General features: G+C 71.2%; 11 protein-coding genes and 1 riboswitch. Of the genes, 5 read left to right on the top strand and 6 right to left on the bottom strand.

Translation table 11 applies throughout. The annotated features are described in order from the left end of the window. Positions 1-25 precede the first annotated feature (25 nt). A complete protein-coding gene (locus QHG49_RS17870; protein WP_301490332.1) occupies positions 26-1534 on the bottom strand; it encodes a YibE/F family protein in 1509 nt (502 codons plus the stop codon). 72 nt (positions 1535-1606) lie between these two features. Next, a riboswitch (TPP riboswitch) is annotated at positions 1607-1784 on the top strand. On the opposite strand from QHG49_RS17870, the gene thiC reads away from it, so the two are divergent. Continuing rightward, on the top strand, positions 1777-3561 hold the full coding sequence (gene thiC, locus QHG49_RS17875) for a phosphomethylpyrimidine synthase ThiC (RefSeq protein WP_145488747.1): 1785 nt from the start codon (positions 1777-1779) through the stop codon (positions 3559-3561). It overlaps the preceding riboswitch by 8 nt. An 81-nt stretch (positions 3562-3642) precedes the next feature. Here thiC and QHG49_RS17880 read toward each other — a convergent pair whose 3' ends face one another. From QHG49_RS17880 to QHG49_RS17890, 3 genes are all read right to left on the bottom strand, one after another. Then, positions 3643-4344 (bottom strand): hypothetical protein, encoded by a 702-nt coding sequence (locus QHG49_RS17880; protein ID WP_301490333.1) that lies wholly within the window; start codon positions 4342-4344, stop codon positions 3643-3645. A gap of 190 nt (positions 4345-4534) precedes the next feature. Continuing rightward, positions 4535-5614: a metallophosphoesterase gene (locus QHG49_RS17885; protein ID WP_301490334.1), complete on the bottom strand. Its 1080-nt coding sequence runs from the start codon at positions 5612-5614 to the stop codon at positions 4535-4537. Positions 5615-5930: 316 nt separating this feature from the next. Next, positions 5931-7043 carry a LacI family DNA-binding transcriptional regulator gene (locus tag QHG49_RS17890; RefSeq protein ID WP_078967094.1) on the bottom strand — a complete coding sequence of 371 codons (1113 nt, stop codon included), beginning with the start codon at positions 7041-7043 and terminating at the stop codon, positions 5931-5933. 442 nt (positions 7044-7485) lie between these two features. Between QHG49_RS17890 and hisC the strand changes: the two genes are divergently transcribed. The 4 genes from hisC to cydD all read left to right on the top strand — a co-directional run bounded on the left by hisC (position 7486) and on the right by cydD (position 15075). Then, a complete protein-coding gene (gene hisC, locus QHG49_RS17895) occupies positions 7486-8565 on the top strand; it encodes a histidinol-phosphate transaminase (RefSeq protein ID WP_145488744.1) in 1080 nt (359 codons plus the stop codon). 364 nt (positions 8566-8929) lie between these two features. After that, a complete protein-coding gene (locus QHG49_RS17900) occupies positions 8930-10438 on the top strand; it encodes a cytochrome ubiquinol oxidase subunit I (protein WP_301490335.1) in 1509 nt (502 codons plus the stop codon). Between the two features lie 15 nt (positions 10439-10453). Further along, a complete protein-coding gene (cydB, locus tag QHG49_RS17905) occupies positions 10454-11458 on the top strand; it encodes a cytochrome d ubiquinol oxidase subunit II (protein WP_159702998.1) in 1005 nt (334 codons plus the stop codon). 59 nt (positions 11459-11517) lie between these two features. Next, positions 11518-15075 carry a thiol reductant ABC exporter subunit CydD gene (gene cydD / locus QHG49_RS17910; RefSeq protein WP_301490336.1) on the top strand — a complete coding sequence of 1186 codons (3558 nt, stop codon included), beginning with the start codon at positions 11518-11520 and terminating at the stop codon, positions 15073-15075. A 134-nt stretch (positions 15076-15209) separates the two neighbouring features. On the opposite strand, the gene QHG49_RS17915 is transcribed toward cydD, so the two are convergent. Together QHG49_RS17915 and QHG49_RS17920 are read right to left on the bottom strand one after the other, a co-directional pair. Beyond that, positions 15210-16079: an HAD hydrolase family protein gene (locus QHG49_RS17915; protein WP_201300610.1), complete on the bottom strand. Its 870-nt coding sequence runs from the start codon at positions 16077-16079 to the stop codon at positions 15210-15212. Between the two features lie 133 nt (positions 16080-16212). Beyond that, the gene (locus QHG49_RS17920) at positions 16213-17106 is read right to left on the bottom strand and encodes an LLM class flavin-dependent oxidoreductase (protein ID WP_301490337.1); all 894 of its coding nucleotides are present in this window, start codon (positions 17104-17106) and stop codon (positions 16213-16215) included. Between the last annotated feature and the right edge of the window lie 101 nt (positions 17107-17207).

Consider the following 17207-nt stretch of genomic DNA (forward strand, 5'->3'; position numbering starts at 1 on the left):
TCCCTGCCGAGCGGCCCGCTCCGCCTCACCGCTTCCGGCGCCGCCCCCGGCCGCCACGGGCCGGCAGGGGCTGGGTGCCGGTCGAGGCTCCCGCACCCGGGGCGCTCCGGTCGGCCGCCACCACCAGGGCGGCGAGCGCGGTGGTGACCGGCACCGAGGCGACCAGCCCGATGGAGCCGACCAGGGTGCGCACGATCTCCTCGGCCACCAGTTCGCTGTTGGCCACCGTCCCCACGCTGCTCTGCGCGATGGAGAACAGCAGCAGCAGCGGCAGCGCGGCACCGGCGTAGGCGAGCACGAGGGTGTTGACGACGGACGCGATGTGGTCGCGGCCGATGCGGATGGCCGCCCGGTACAGACCGCGCGGGCCCATCGTGGGGTTGGCCTCGTGCAGCTCCCACACGGCGGAGGTCTGGGTGACCGTCACATCGTCCAGGACACCGAGCGATCCGATGATGACGCCGGCCAGCAGCAGACCGCTCATGTCGATCTTCGGGTACAGCCCGTGGATCAGACCGGTGCTGTCGTCCGTGTTGCCGGTCAGGGCGGCCCAGCCGATGAACACGGAGCCGAGCAGACCGATCAGGGTCAGCGAGATCAGCGTGCCGAGCACCGCCACCGACGTACGGGCCGACAGGCCGTGGCACATGTACAGGGCGATCAGCATGATGGCGCTCGACCCGATCACCGCCACCAGCAGGGGATTGGAGCCCTGGAGGATCGCGGGCAGGATGAACTGGTTCAGCACCAGGAAGCTCACCGCCAGCGCCACGAGGGCCATGACCCCGCGCAGCCGGCCCACCACCACGACGGCGAGCGCGAAGATGCCCGCGAGCAGTGCCATGGGGAACTTGCGGTTCACATCGGCGACCGAGTACTGGAGGTCCTTCGGAGCGGTGGGCTCGTAGGCGGCGACCACCTGCTCGCCCTGGTGCAGCTGCCGGGGCTGGTCGGGCTGCACGATCTCGGTGAACGTACGGCCCTTGTCCTTGCCGGTGTCGACCCGGACGGTCGCCCTCTTGCAGGTGCCGCCGGACGACTGACCCGCCGAGGCACCGCCGGCGGCAACACCGCCGGGTGCCCCGCCGCCGGCGTTCACCGAGGCGCAGCTCACCTCGACCAACCGGGTCACGGTGGCCTGCTGGGTCTGCCGGTCGAAGCCGACCCCGCTGTGCTTGTGCGAGGGGGCGCCGCCGGGCCAGAGCACCACCAGACCGGCCACGACCGCCGCGGTGAACGGGACGAGGATCGCCGCGATCACCTTGCGCAGATGCCGGGAGACGGGCGCGGCGGGGCCATGGCTGTGACCGTGCCCGTGGCCGGAGCCGTGTCCGTGGTCCGTGCCGTGGCCGTGTCCGCGCCCGTGGTCGTGGGCCCGGGCGGAAACCGGGGGCTGGGCCGGTGCCGGAGCCTGGGCGTGGCCATGGCCGTGGCGGTGCCCCTGGCCCTGGTTCTGGCCCTGGCTCGGGGGCTCCGAGCCGTCGTGCCGACGCGGGCCGGGCGGCTGGTACGGGTGCTGGTCCATCCGGGTCATCGCCAGATCATCGCAAGAAGCGGGGAGGGCCCACTGTTCATCGCGTCACGGATGACGCTAGCGTGGAGACACCTTTGCACACGCGGGAGCTCGGAGCACCGGGCTGAGAGGGCGCTGACCTCCGTAGAAGCGATGTTTCACGTGGAACATGCGATGTTCCCCGGGAGACCTCGGACGACGGAAGCCGCTGCGTCGACCGCCGAACCTGTTACCGGGTAATGCCGGCGTAGGGAGTAGGTCTCATGACCAACAAGGACGTACGCACGCCTGCCTCCGTCCAGGACGAGATGTCCTCGGAGGCCGGGAAGTCCATCGGCTGGCACAAGGCGTATGTCGAGGGCTCGCGCCCCGACCTGCGCGTGCCGGTCCGTCAGGTGCACCTCACCAACGGGCAGTCGGTCACGCTGTACGACACGTCGGGCCCGTACACCGATCAACTCGTCGACACCGACGTCCGCCGGGGGCTGTCGCCGCTGCGGGAGAACTGGATCATCGCCCGCGGCGACACCGAGGAGTACGCGGGCCGTCCCGTCCGTCCCGAGGACGACGGCATCAAGCACACCTCGCCGCGCGGCGGGCTGCGCAACCTGGACGCGGTCTTCCCGGGTCGTCCGCGTCAGCCGCGCCGGGGCCGGGGCGGGCAGGCGGTGACACAGCTCGCGTACGCGCGCCGGGGCGAGATCACGCCCGAGATGGAGTTCGTGGCCCTCCGGGAGAACGTCTCGCCCGAGGTGGTCCGCGAGGAGATCGCGGCGGGCCGGGCGGTGCTGCCGGTCAACGTCAACCACCCGGAGATCGAGCCGATGATCATCGGCAAGCGGTTCCTGGTGAAGGTGAACGCCAACATCGGCAACTCCGCGGTGACGTCCTCCATCGAGGAGGAGGTCGAGAAGATGACCTGGGCGACCCGCTGGGGTGCCGACACGGTCATGGACCTCTCCACCGGCCGCAACATCCACACCACCCGCGAGTGGGTGCTGCGCAACTCCCCCGTCCCGATCGGCACGGTGCCGCTCTACCAGGCGCTGGAGAAGGTCGACGGCAGGGCGGAGGAGCTGACCTGGGAGATCTACAAGGACACCGTCATCGAACAGGCCGAGCAGGGCGTGGACTACATGACGGTCCACGCGGGCGTGCGGCTGCCGTTCGTACCGCTCACGGCCAATCGCAAGACCGGCATCGTCTCGCGGGGCGGCTCCATCATGGCCGCGTGGTGCCTGGCGCACCACAAGGACTCGTTCCTGTACGAGAACTTCGAGGAGCTGTGCGAGATTCTCGCCGCCTACGACGTCACGTACTCGCTGGGCGACGGGCTGCGGCCCGGGTCCATCGCGGACGCCAATGACGAGGCCCAGTTCGCGGAGCTGCGCACGCTCGGGGAACTCGGCCGGATCGCCCGCCGGTTGAACGTACAGACGATGATCGAGGGCCCCGGGCACGTCCCGATGCACAAGATCAAGGAGAACATCGATCTCCAGCAGGAGATCTGCGACGAGGCCCCGTTCTACACGCTCGGCCCGCTGACCACGGACATCGCACCGGCGTACGACCACATCACCTCCGGCATCGGCGCCGCGATGATCGCCTGGTGGGGCACGGCGATGCTCTGCTACGTCACGCCGAAGGAACACCTGGGCCTGCCCAACCGGGACGACGTCAAGACCGGCGTCATCACTTACAAGATCGCCGCCCACGCGGCCGACCTCGCCAAGGGGCACCCGGGCGCGCAGGACTGGGACGACGCCCTCTCGGACGCGCGCTTCGAGTTCCGCTGGGAGGACCAGTTCAACCTGGCCCTCGACCCGGTCACGGCCCGCGAGTTCCACGACGAGACCCTTCCGGCCGAGCCCGCCAAGACGGCCCACTTCTGCTCCATGTGCGGCCCGAAGTTCTGCAGCATGAAGATCTCGCAGGACATCCGGCGCGAGCACGGCGGCAACCGGACCGAGATCGAGGAGGGCATGGCCCAGAAGTCGAAGGAGTTCGCCGAGGCGGGGAACCGGGTGTACCTGCCGATCGCGGACTGACGGGGACGTGAGCGCCGCTCCGGCCGGGCCACCGGCCGCGGAGCGGCGCTTCGTCGGGCCGAAGGACCCCGCCCGGTGGGGTCAGTCCGGCTGGTGTTCCGGGTCGGCGTGTTCCGAGCCGGTGTGGTCGGGGTGGTCGGCGAGGGCTTCCTGGAGGAAGGGGAGGATGCCGCGTTCCCTAAGGGCGGTCTCCCAGGCGGTTCTGGCTCTGGCGACCTCCTCGGTGGCGGCGTCGCGGGCCCGGGATTCGGGGGAGGAGCCGTTGCGCAGGGCGGTCAGGAGCAGTCCGACGGCGGCGACGAGGAGCGCGGCCACGGTCAGGGCCCCGAACACCCAGCCGGCGGTGAGCATGGTGCCGGCGAAGGACTGTCCGGGGTCCAGGGTTCTCAGGATGTAGCCGATGAGCAGGAATATCACCGCCGCGGTCGCGGACAGCAGCGGTGCCAGGACGGCGACGACCGCGACCGCGCCCGCGCCGTGTGCGGCGGCGAGATCCGTCGCGGCCGGATCCGGCTCGGCGGGGGCGGCATCGGCCGCGCCCAGGGCCTGTTCCGGGTGGCGCAGTTCGTCGCGAACGCGCACATAGCGCTGGTACTCGACGGCCGCGGCCGCCGTGATGAGCGCGGACGCGGCGATGGCCATGGTGCGCAGTTGCGCGGGGTTGAGCCGCTGTCCCACGGCGGCCAGTTCCGGTCGGTGCGGTGCGGAGCGCAGAACCTCGTCGAGGAGCCGCTCGAACTCCCGGTGGTCCTCGCTCCGCAGGTGCTGCGGAAGGCTGTTCATGTGTGCATCCCCCGATGCTCCGTAGGGCTTGGGGCTCGCGCAGCGGCGAGCCGTCGGGCAGAAACGGAGGGGAGCCTGCTACGGATAAGCCGATGGTAGAGCCGTGACGGCGCGTGGTGACAGGGGATTGCCGGAAATTGCGTCCCGGCCTGTGTGTACTCCGGTGCGCCGGGGGCCGCCCGGGGAACGGTCAGCGCTCCAGCGGGAGTTGCCTCACCAGCAGCTTTCCGGCCATGGTCACTCCGCCGTCCATGGCGATGGCGAGCCCGTCGGCGTAGACATGCGGCCCCTCGACCACCGGATCGTCGGTCTCCTCGCCGTCCTCGGAGCCCACTTCGCCCAGCAGGTAGGGGATGGGGCTGTGGCCGTGCACGATCCGGTTGCCGCCGTAGGTGTCCAGCAGGGAGCGCACGGCGTCGGCGCCGCCCTCGTCGCGGAAGGAGAAGCGCTTGGTGAGCTTGCGGAACAGGTCCCAGCACTCGTCCGCGTCATTGCGGGTGAGCCGCTCGCGGACGGTGTCGTTGACGGCCTCGATGGAATCGCCGTAGTCGAGGTAGGCGGTGGTGTCGGAGTGCACCAGCAGATAGCCGTCGACCTCCTCCAGCGCGTCGAGGCGGGCCATCCACTGGAGATGGTGGTCCTGGAGGCGGTCCATGTCGGTCTTCTGGCCGCCGTTGAGCAGCCAGGCCGCCTGGAACGTGGCGGTGCCCGCACCGGAGTTGACGGGTGTGTCGCCGAACCGCTTGGCGCCGAGCAGCAGCAGCTCGTGGTTGCCCATGAGGGCCTTGCAGTAGCCGCCGGCCGCGGCCGCCTCGGCGGACAGCCGCATCACCAGGTCGATGACGCCGATGCCGTCCGGGCCGCGGTCGGTGAAGTCGCCGAGGAACCACAGCCGGGTGGTGCCGGCGCACCACTGGCCCGCGCCGTCGATCAGCCCCTGCTCTCGCAGGGCGGCCATCAGCTCGCCGAGATAGCCGTGCACATCGCCGACGACGAAGAGCGGGCCGGGTCCCGCCGCGGGCCCCGGGGCCGGGGCGGCGGGCGCCGGGTCGACGGGGACCTGGAGCGTGTCGCCGCGGTTGATCACCGGCAGATCGCGCTGGGTGGGTGTGTACGCCTCGGGGTACGACTCCTCGGCGGGCGGCGCGCCCTCGTCCTGCTGCGTGTGGGTGACGTACGGACCGGACTCGTGGACGTACGCGGGCACCCGGAAGTCGCGCAGCGTCGCCGTCCGCTCCACCTCGGGTCCCTGACCGGCCCCCTGAGTCATCAGACCCCTCCACCATCGCGCCGCATCTGCACCGCTTCGGACTGCCTGGTCGCAGCGGTCCGCGGTGTCGTGGGCCCATCATAGGAATGCGCGTCGTGCCATGTGATGACCCAGGGGTGGTGAATCGGAACAAGACTCCGCTTCGCCGCGGCTTTCGCCCCGTTTGGGCAGGTGTTCGGCGGTGATCGGAGGACCGCCGGCCCGGTGCGGTCCGCGCGGCGGCGCGGTCGAACGGCGTCCGGGCCGCCGCCGAACACCGTCCCCGCCGCCGCCCGGACCGTCCCCGGACGTCTTCCGCGCCGCCGCGCGGACCGTCCTACGTGTCGTCCGGAGAACGCGGCGGACTGACCGTCGTGCGCGGGGGCCGCCGCTGGGAGGACGTGCGCACGATCAGCTCGGTCGGTATGACCTGCTCGACCGGTTGCTCCGACTCCACACCCTCGATCGCGTCGATGAGCAGCTGGACGACGGCCGTGCCGATGCGGCGCGGCTTGAGCGAGAGCGTGGTGACCGGCGGCTCGGTGCTGGCGTACACGGTGGACTCGCTGCAGCACACCAGCAGCAGATCGTCCGGGACGCGCAGCCCGTAGCGGCGGGCGGCGGCGAGCAGATCGGTGCCGTTGGGGTCGAACAGCCCGTAGACCGCGTCGGGCCGGTCGGGCCGGGCGAGCAGCCGGTCGGCGGCGACGGCGCCCGCGCACGGGTCGTGCGCGGGGTAGGACTCGTAGACCGGGTCCTGGCCGACCCGCTCGCACCAGTGCAGATAGGCCGTGGTCGACAGATGGGTGTACGTGTCGGTCGAGGTGCCGGTGAGCAGCCCGATACGGCGGGCCCCGGCGGCGGCGAGATGGTCGAGGATGCCGAGGACGGCGGCCTCGTGGTCGTTGTCCACCCAGGCGGTCACCGGGAGCGCGCCCGCCGGGCGGCCGTCGGAGACGACGGGCAGCCCTTGGCGGACGAGTTCGCTGACCACCGGGTCCTGGTCGGAGGGGTCGATGACGACGGTGCCGTCGAGGGCGACGTTGGACCACACGTCGTGCCGGGAGGTCGCGGGCAGGATGACCAGGGCGTAGCCCCGGGCCAGCGCCGCCGAGGTGGCGGCCCGCGCCATCTCGGCGAAGTACGCGAACTCCGTGAAGGTGAAAGGTTCATCCCCGTACGTGGTCACGGTCAGGCCGATCAGACCCGACTTGCCGGTACGGAGGGTGCGGGCGGCGGCCGAGGGACGGTACCCCAGCCGGTCGGCGACCTCGCGGACATGGCGCCGGGTGGCGTCCGGGAGCCGGCCCTTGCCGTTGAGGGCGTCGGAGACGGTCGTGATGGAGACCCCGGCGGCGGCGGCCACGTCCCTGATGCCCGCCCGGCCCGGCCGGCTGCCTCGACGTGAGGTTTCCGCGCGGCTCACCTGGTGCTTCCCTGCTGCTGTCATGGCGAGCCGATAGTAGGGCTCATGCGGTGGGGTAGTGCGGACGCATATGCACTCGTTGACAGGCACGTTTCTGCATGGTGATGCTGCGTTAACTACCTCTGATTCCATGGTAGTTGAGCGCTTTCTTGGCAAGACATAGCGTGACGGCGCGCATGAGCCTGCCAATGGTCCGATGTTTCGAAGAGGTCTCAACTCACCTGCACGGGTGATGCGCGCTACGGCGCAAGCCACCGGCGCATAGATATATGTACGGCGCGCCCCCCGAAAGATCCGCCTTCATAGGGTGATGCCCGGTGATGCCCCTGTTGTGGTCGCGGGCGCCGTCGCGGGTCCAGGAGCTTTGCCCACGGCCAGTACTCAGGGCAGCCGAATCCTCATATGGTGAGCAGTATTGGAAGCCGGCGGCGTCGACGGTCCGCCGGTGGTCGCGAGGAGGACTGCGGTGAGCGAGACGAGCCCCAAGCTGCGCGCCGAGCTGGAGGGTATCCCCACCTACAAGCCGGGCAAGCCGGCCGCGTCCGACGGACCGGTCGCCTACAAGCTGTCCTCGAACGAGAACCCGTACCCGCCGCTGCCCGGTGTGCTGGAGCGCGTGACCGCGGCCGCCGCCTCCTTCAACCGCTACCCCGACATGGCGTGCGCCGCCCTGACGGAGGAGCTGGCGGAGCGCTTCGGGGTGCCGGCCTCCCATGTGGCCACCGGTACGGGCTCGGTGGGCGTCGCCCAGCAGCTGATCCAGGCGACCAGCGGTCCCGGCGACGAGGTGATCTACGCCTGGCGGTCCTTCGAGGCGTACCCGATCATCACGCAGATCAACGGGGCCCGGTCGGTGCAGGTGCCGCTCACGCCCGGCGATGTGCACGACCTGGACGCGATGGCGGAGGCGATCACCGACCGGACGCGGCTGATCTTCGTCTGCAACCCGAACAACCCGACCGGCACGGTGGTGCGGCGGGCCGAGCTGGAGCGCTTCCTGGACCGGGTGCCGAAGGACGTCCTGGTGGTGCTGGACGAGGCGTACCGGGAGTTCATCCGCGACCCCGAGGTGCCCGACGGCGTCGAGCTGTACCGGGAGCGGCCCAATGTCTGCGTGCTGCGGACCTTCTCCAAGGCGTACGGCCTCGCCGGGCTGCGCGTCGGCTTCGCGATCGCCCATGAGCCGGTGGCCGCCGCGCTGCGCAAGACGGCGGTGCCGTTCGGCGTGAGCCAGCTGGCGCAGGAGGCGGCGATCGCCTCGCTGCGGGCCGAGGACGAGCTGCTGGGCCGGGTCGGCTCGCTGGTCTGCGAGCGCACCCGCGTGGTCGACGGGCTGCGCGCGCAGGGCTGGACGGTGCCGGAGACCCAGGCCAACTTCGTCTGGATGCGGCTGGGGGAGAGGACGGCGGCCTTCGCGCAGGCCTGTGAGGAGCACGGCGTCGTGGTCCGGCCGTTCGCGGGCGAGGGTGCCCGGGTCACGATCGGCGAGGCCGAGGCGAACGACATCTTCCTGAAGGTCTCGGAGGCCTTCCACAAGGATCTGTAATCCTGCTCACGCAGCAGCTGTCCTCCGGGTCACGCCGGAGGCCACCACGGGCGCCCGGCTCTGCCGGGCGCCCGTTTCACGTGAAACAGGGACATCGGCGACATCTTCGCTGCTCGCGGCCGGGGTTACCCATGGTCCGAAGATCCATGCGCGAGTAACGGCCCCTTCGAGGGGACGTGCCGGGGACTTCGGAGATCTTGACTCCGGGGCAAGGGAACGACCCCGGACTTCCTGGCTGAAAACCAGTGCGCCATAATGGCTTGTGAATGTGAACGCGTTCACAAGCGCGTCCCGTTTGCCCCGTATATACGTGACAGTCGGGGCGAATCGCCGCAGTACACGGCGTAGTAAGGAGAGTGACGACGTGGACCTGGCTTTGGCGCCGGAGACACTGGCGCGCTGGCAGTTCGGCATCACGACCGTCTACCACTTCCTGTTCGTCCCGCTGACGATCTCCCTGGCCGCCCTCACGGCCGGGCTGCAGACGGCCTGGGTGCGCACGGAGAAGGAGAAGTACCTCAGGGCGACGAAGTTCTGGGGCAAGCTCTTCCTGATCAACATCGCGATGGGTGTGGTCACCGGCATCGTGCAGGAGTTCCAGTTCGGCATGAACTGGTCCGCCTACTCGCGCTTCGTCGGTGACATCTTCGGTGCCCCGCTCGCCTTCGAGGCGCTGATCGCGTTCTTCTTCGAGTCCACGTTCATCGGGCTGTGGATCTTCGGCTGGGACAAGCTGCCGAAGAAGATCCACCTGGCCTGCATCTGGATGGTCTCGATCGGCACGATCCTGTCGGCGTACTTCATCCTCGCGGCCAACTCCTGGATGCAGCACCCGGTCGGCTACAAGATCGACAAAGCCAGGGGGCGTGCCGAACTCACCGACTTCCTCGCGGTGCTGACCCAGAACACCGCGCTGAGCCAGGCCTTCCACACGCTGGCCGCCGCGTTCCTCACCGGTGGCGCCTTCATGGTCGGCATCTCCGCCTACCACCTGGCCCGCAAGAAGCACATCCGCGAGATGAAGACCTCGCTGCGGCTCGGCCTGATCACCGTGGTCATCGCCGGCATGCTCACCGCGGTCAGCGGCGACACCCTCGGCAAGGTCATGTTCAAGCAGCAGCCGATGAAGATGGCCGCCGCCGAGGCGCTGTGGGACGGCCAGAAGCCGGCGCCGTTCTCGATCTTCGCCTACGGCGATGTGGAGAAGGGCCACAACACGGTCGCGATCGAGATACCCGGCCTGCTCTCCTTCCTCGCCAACGACAACTTCACGTCGGAGGTCCCCGGGATCAACGACGTCAACAAGGCCGAGCAGCAAAAGTTCGGCCCCGGCGACTACCGGCCCAACATCCCCGTCGCCTTCTGGGGCTTCCGCTGGATGATCGGCTTCGGCATGGCGTCCTTCGCCATCGGTCTGGCCGGGCTCTGGCTGACCCGCAAGAAGTTCATGCTGCCGGAGCATCTGCGGGTCGGTGAGGACGAGGTGCCGCACCTGGTGCTGTTCCGCAAGAAGGCGCTCGGCCCCGGACTGACCCCCTGGTACTGGCGCATCGCGACCTGGACCATGGCCTTCCCGCTGATCGCCAACTCCTGGGGCTGGATCTTCACCGAGATGGGCCGTCAGCCGTGGGTGGTCTACGGCGTGCTCCAGACCCGGGACGCGGTCTCCCCCGGCGTCTCCCAGGGCGAGGTCCTCACCTCGATGATCGTCTTCACCTCGCTGTACGCGGTCCTCGCGGTGATCGAGGTCAAGCTGCTCGCGAAGTACATCAAGGCCGGGCCGCCCGAGCTGACCGAGGACGACCTCAACCCGCCCACGAAGATCGGCGGCGACACCCGTGACGCCGACCGGCCGATGGCCTTCTCGTACTAGGCCGAGGGAACAGTCATGGAACTTCACGACGTCTGGTTCGTCCTGATCGCCGTCCTGTGGACCGGCTACTTCTTCCTGGAGGGCTTCGACTTCGGGGTCGGGATCCTCACCAAGCTGCTGGCCCGGGACCGGGCCGAGCGGCGGGTGCTCATCAACACCATCGGGCCCGTCTGGGACGGCAACGAGGTGTGGCTGCTCACGGCGGGCGGCGCGACCTTCGCCGCCTTCCCCGACTGGTACGCCACCCTCTTCTCCGGTTTCTATCTGCCCCTGCTGGCGATCCTGGTCTGCCTGATCGTGCGGGGTGTGGCCTTCGAGTACCGGGCGAAGCGGCCCGAGGAGAACTGGCAGCGCAACTGGGAGACGGCGATCTTCTGGACCTCCCTGCTCCCGGCGTTCCTGTGGGGCGTGGCCTTCGGGAACATCGTGCGGGGCGTCAAGATCGACCAGCACTTCGAGTACGTCGGCAGCGTCTGGGACCTGCTCAACCCCTACGCCCTGCTCGGCGGACTGGTGACGCTCACGCTGTTCACCTTCCACGGGGCGGTGTTCACGGCACTCAAGACCGTCGGCGACATCCGGGGGCGGGCGCGGCAGCTGGCCCTGTGGGCCGGTCTCGTCGCGGCCGTGCTGGCGGTGGGCTTCCTGCTGTGGACGCAGGCCGACAGCGGTGACGGCAAGAGCCTCATCGCCCTGGTCGTCGCGGTCCTCGCCCTGGTCGGCGCGCTGGTCGCCAACCAACTCGGGCGCGAGGGATGGGCGTTCAGCCTGTCCGGCCTCACCATCGTGGCGGCCGTGGCGATGCTCTTCCTGTCGCTCTTCCCGAACGTCATGCCGTCCACCCTCAACGGCGACTGGAGCCTGACGGTCAGCAACGCCTCGTCCAGCCCGTACACCCTGAAGATCATGACCTGGCTCGCGGTGATCGCCACCCCGCTGGTGGTGCTCTACCAGGGCTGGACCTACTGGGTGTTCCGCAAGCGGATCGGCACACAGCACATCGCCGAACCAGCACACTGAGTCCGCCGAGGGTGTGTTTCACGTGAAACACACCCTCTGGACCGAAGGGCCTGTTTCACGTGAAACCAGTCGATCCTCGTCTGCTGCGGTACGCCCGTGCCACCCGCTTCTTCCTGGTGGCGGTCGTCGCCCTGGGCGCCGTCGGCGCCGGGCTGGTCATCGCCCAGGCGATGCTCATCGCCGAGGTGGTCGTCGGTGCCTTCCAGCACGGGCGCTCCCCGGCCGAACTGACCACTCCCCTGCTGCTCCTGGTGGCGGTGTCCGTGGGGCGGGCCCTGGTCGCCTGGCTCACCGAACGTGCCGCCCACCGGGCGAGCGCGGCGGTGAAGTCCGAACTGCGCGGCCGGCTGCTGGAGCGGGCGGCGGAGCTCGGTCCCGGATGGCTCGACGGGCAGCGCACCGGCTCGCTGGTCAACCTGGCCACGCGCGGGGTCGACGCCCTCGACGACTACTTCTCGCGCTATCTGCCGCAGCTGGGGCTCGCGGTGGTGGTGCCGGTGGCGGTGCTGGCACGGATCGTCACCGAGGACTGGGTGTCGGCGGCGATCATCGTCGGCACCCTGCCGCTCATTCCGCTGTTCATGATGCTGATCGGCTGGGCCACGCAGGCGCGGACGGACCGGCAGTGGCGGCTGCTGTCCCGGCTGTCCGGCCATTTCCTGGACGTGGTCGAGGGACTGCCCACGCTGAAGGTGTTCGGCCGGGCCAAGGCGCAGGCCGAGTCCATCCGGCGGATCACCGGTGAGTACCGCCGGGCGACCATGCGGACCCTGCGGATCGCCTTCATCTCCTCCTTCGCGCTGGAGCTGCTGGCCACGCTGTCGGTGGCGCTGGTGGCCGTGACGATCGGCATGCGACTGGTCCACGGCGACATGGATCTGTCCATCGGGCTGGTGATCCTGGTGCTGGCGCCGGAGGCGTATCTGCCGCTGCGCCAGGTGGGCGCGCAGTACCACGCGGCGGCGGAGGGGCTGGCCGCGGCGGAGGAGATCTTCGAGGTGCTGGAGACGCCGGTGCCGGTGTCCGGGACCATCGCGGTGCCGTCGGGGGCGGTGGCTTTCGAGTCGGTCACGGTGCGGTACCCGGGGCGGTCCGTGGACGCGGTGAGCGAAGTGTCGTTCACCGTCGAGCCCGGTGAGACCGTGGCGCTGGTCGGGCCGAGCGGAGTGGGCAAGTCCACGCTGCTGAACGTGCTGCTGGGATTCGTACGGCCCGCCGCGGGGCGGGTGCGGGTCGGCGGTGTCGACCTCGCCGAGCTGGACCTGGCGCAGTGGCGGTCGCGGATCGCGTGGGTGCCGCAGCGGCCGCATCTGTACGCCGGGACGATCGCGGAGAACGTACGGCTGGCGCGGCCCGCGGCGGACGACGAGGCGGTGCGGCGGGCGCTGCGGGACGCGGGGGCGTGGGAGTTCGTGGCCGCGTTGCCGCAGGGGGCCGGCACGGTGCTCGGGGAGGACGGGGCAGGGCTCTCGGCGGGGCAGCGGCAGCGGTTGGCGTTGGCGCGGGCGTTCCTGTCGGACCGGCCGTTGCTGGTGCTGGACGAGCCGACGGCGGCGTTGGACGGGGTGACCGAGGGGGAGGTCGTCGCGGCGGTGCGGCGGCTCGCGGTGGGCCGCACGGTGCTGGTGGTGGTGCATCGGCCCGCGTTGCTGGAGGTGGCCGACCGGGTTGTACGACTGGAGCCCGGCGCCGCGTCGGTGGGTGCGGGTGGGGACACCGGACGTACCGAGGGGCTCCACCCCCTGGACCCCCGGCCGCGTCCACCCGCCACCCGAAATTCCGCGCTGGAAGGTGAGCCCGAAGAGCCGGACACCGCGTCCTCCCGGACGTTGCCGGTATCCGGGTCGCCCAGGACGGCAAAGCGCACCCGCAGCACCCTCCGCTGGGTCCGTGGGCTGGCCGGGGCGCGGCGGGGGCGGTTGGGGCTGGCGTTGATGCTGGGGAGTCTCGCGCTCGGGAGTGCCGTGGGGCTGATGGCGACCTCGGGGTGGCTGATCTCCCGGGCGTCGCAGCAGCCGCCGGTGCTGTATCTGATGGTGGCCGTGACGGCGACGCGGGCGTTCGGGATCGGGCGGGCCGTGTTCCGCTATGGCGAGCGGCTGGTCTCGCACGACGCCGTGCTGCGGATGCTGGCCGACACCCGGGTCGCGGTCTACCGGCGCCTCGAACGCCTGGCCCCCGCCGGACTGCGCGACGCCCGCCGCGGTGATCTGCTGACCCGCCTGGTCACGGACGTGGACGCGCTCCAGGACTACTGGCTGCGCTGGCTGCTGCCCGCCTCCGTCGCCCTGCTGGTCTCCGGCGCGACCGTCGGCTTCACGGCCTGGCTGCTCCCCGAGGCGGGCGCCGCCCTCGCGGTGGGCCTGCTCGCGGCCGGGGCCGGAGTGCCCCTGGTGACTGCGACCGCGGCCCGGCACACCGAGCGCCGGCTGGCACCCGCCCGCGGTGAACTCGCGACCCGTGTCACCGATCTGCTCACCGGCACCGCCGAGCTGACCGTGGCCGGCGCGCTGCCCGCCCGTACCGGTGCTGCCGAGCGGGCGGACGGCACCCTGACCCGGATCGCCTCGCGCGCCGCCGCCGTCACCGCGCTCGGCGACGGGCTCACCGCGCTGGTCTCCGGTCTGACCGTCACCGCCATGGCGCTGTCCGGCGTCCAGGCGGTGGCGGCCGGGCGGCTCGGCGGTGTCGCGCTGGCCGTCGTCGTCCTCACCCCGCTGGCCGCGTTCGAGGCCGTACTCGGGATGCCGCTCGCCGTCCGCTACCGGCAGCGGGTGCGGCGCAGCGCGGAGCGGGTGCGGGAGGTGCTGGACGCGCCGGAGCCGGTGCGCGAGCCCGAGCGGCCCCGCCCGGCGCCCGCGACGCCGTTCCCGGTGGTCCTCGAGGGGCTGACCGCGCGGCACGAGGGGCAGCACGGGGAGGCGCTGGCCGGGCTCGATCTGACGCTGGAGCGGGGCCGCCGGATCGCCGTGGTGGGGGCCTCCGGTTCCGGCAAGACGACCCTCGCCCAGGTGCTGCTGCGCTTCCTCGACCCGCGCTCGGGCTCCTACACCCTCGCCGGGGTGAACGCCCGCGAGCTGTCCGGCGACGAGGTGCGGCGGCTGGTCGGGCTGTGCGCCCAGGACGCGCACCTCTTCGACAGCTCGGTGCGCGAGAACCTGCTGCTGGCCAGGAAGGGCGCCACCGAGACCGAGCTGCGCGGCGCGCTGGCGCGAGCCCGGCTGCTCGACTGGGTGGACGGGCTGCCCGACGGCCTGGACACGCTGGTCGGCGAGCACGGGGCCCGGCTGTCCGGCGGCCAGCGGCAGCGCCTCGCGCTGGCCCGCGCGCTGCTCGCCGACTTCCCCGTGCTGGTCCTGGACGAGCCGGCCGAGCATCTGGACCTGCCGACGGCCGACGCCCTCACCGCCGATCTGCTGGCCGCCACCGAGGGCCGTACGACCCTGCTGATCACCCACCGGCTCGCCGGTCTCGACGAGGTGGACGAGGTCCTGGTGCTCGACGCGGGCCGCGTCGTACAGCGGGGCCCCTACGCGGAACTCGCCGCGGTGGACGGTCCGCTGCGCGAGATGGTCCGCCGCGAGGCGGAGGCGGAGTCGCTGGTGGGAGCGCGGTGAGACCCCGGGGCGTCACCCGTGGACGACGCCCCGGCGGCCGGGGCCCGACGGACGACGCCTCGCGCACGGGGACGGCGACGCAGCGCCCGCGCCCGGCCCCCGTCCGGTCCTGCCCGGCTTCCGCCCGTCCTCGTCTAGCCGTGCTGGTCGAGCAGGCGCTCGATCACGATCGCCACGCCGTCCTCCGTGTTGGCGGCGGTGCGGCCGGAGGCGGCGGCGACGGCGTCGGGGTGGGCGTTGCCCATGGCGTACGACTGCCCGGCCCAGGTCAGCATCTCGATGTCGTTGGGCATGTCCCCGAAGGCGACGACCTCCTCGTGCGAGATGCCGCGCTCGGCACAGCACAGGGCGAGCGTGCTGGCCTTGGAGACCCCCGGGCCGCTCAGTTCCAGCAGGGCGCTGGGGCTGGAGCGGGTGACCGTGGCGCGCTCGCCGACGGCCAGGCGGGCCAGGGTGAGGAAGGCGTCCGGGTCGAGGGTGGCGTGGTGGGCGAGGATCTTGAGCACGGGCTGTGCGGCGGTCGGGCCGTCCGGCGCGAGCAGCTCCTCGGCGGGCAGCCGGTGGCCCGGCACCTCCATGTGCAGCCGGGGATAGGCGGGCTCCTGGTGGAAGCCGTAGGTCTGCTCGACCGCGAACGCCGTGCCGGGCGCGGCGTCGCGCAGCAGCCGGACGGCGTCCAGGGCGTTGGCGCGGGCCAGGTCGCGCACCTTGGTGAACCGGTGGGCGCCGGGGCCGCCGTGCAGGTCGACCACGGCCGCGCCGTTGCCGCAGATGGCCAGCCCGTGGCCGTGGACATGGTCGCTGACGACGTCCATCCAGCGGGCCGGGCGGCCGGTGACGAAGAAGACCTCGATGCCCGCCTGCTCGGCGGCGGCCAGGGCGGCCACGGTCCGGGGGGAGACCGACTTGTCGTCGTGCAGCAGGGTGCCGTCGAGGTCGGTGGCGATCAGCCGCGGGCGGATCGCGGCGGCGGGGGTCCCGGCTTGCCTGGTCGCTGAGGTCATCCGGTCATTCTCGCGCATATGCCCGCACGGGCGTGCGGAACTGTGCACAGATGAGACACAGATGACGCTCCGGGCGCCCCCGGCCGCCCCACGGGACGTCTCGGGACACGAGCGAGCGTGTCCCCCGGACACGTCATCCCAGCTGGGCGAGGCCCTCCATGGCGATCCGCTCGAAGACCTTCTCGTCGGCGGCGAAGTCGGAGTCCGGGATGGGCCAGTGCAGCACGATCTCGGTGAAGCCGAGGTCCCGGTGGCGGCCGGCGAAGTCCACGAACGCGTCCAGCGAGGTGAGCGGGCGGCCGCGGTCCGGGGTGAAGCCGGTGAGCAGGATCTTGTCCATGCCGGCGACGTCCCGGCCGGCCTCCGCGCAGGCGTCGGACAGCCGGGCGAGCTGGCCGCGCAGCGCCTCCACCGACTGTTCCGGGGTGCCCGTCTCGTACAGCTTCGGGTCGCCCGTGGTCACCCAGGCCTGGCCGTGGCGCGCGGCGAGCCTGAGCCCGCGCGGGCCGGTCGCGGCGACGGCGAACGGCAGCCGGGGGCGCTGCACACAGCCCGGGATGTTGCGGGCCTCGTCCGCCGAGTAGAAGCGGCCCTCGTACGTCACCGCGTCCTCGCTGAGCAGCCGGTCGAGGAGCGGCACGAACTCGGCGAACCGGTCGGCGCGCTCACGCGGGGTCCACGGGTCCTGGCCGAGAGCGGTGGCGTCGAAGCCGGTGCCGCCCGCGCCGATGCCGAGGGTGATCCGGCCGCCGGAGATGTCGTCCAGGGAGATCAGTTCCTTGGCGAGGGTGACCGGGTGGCGGAAGTTCGGGGAGGTGACCAGAGTACCCAATCGCATACTCTGAGTTACCGTCGCTACCGCCGTCAGCGTGGGGACTGCCCCGAACCACGGCCCATCCCGGAACGACCTCCACGACAGGTGGTCGTACGTGTACGCGGCATGGAATCCGAGGTCTTCGGCCCGCCGCCAGATCTTCTGCCCTTCGGCCCATCGGTGGATGGGGAGGATCACCGTGCTCAGACGCATGACCCCGACGATACGCGGGCCTCTCGCTGCCACGGGTATGCCGACGGAGCAGACTCGGGAAGCCGCTTCGACGTCGCGATGCGGGCCGCTACCGTGGCGTC

This window comes from Streptomyces sp. WP-1, assembly GCF_030450125.1.
Classification (GTDB): Bacteria; Actinomycetota; Actinomycetes; order Streptomycetales; family Streptomycetaceae; genus Streptomyces; species Streptomyces incarnatus.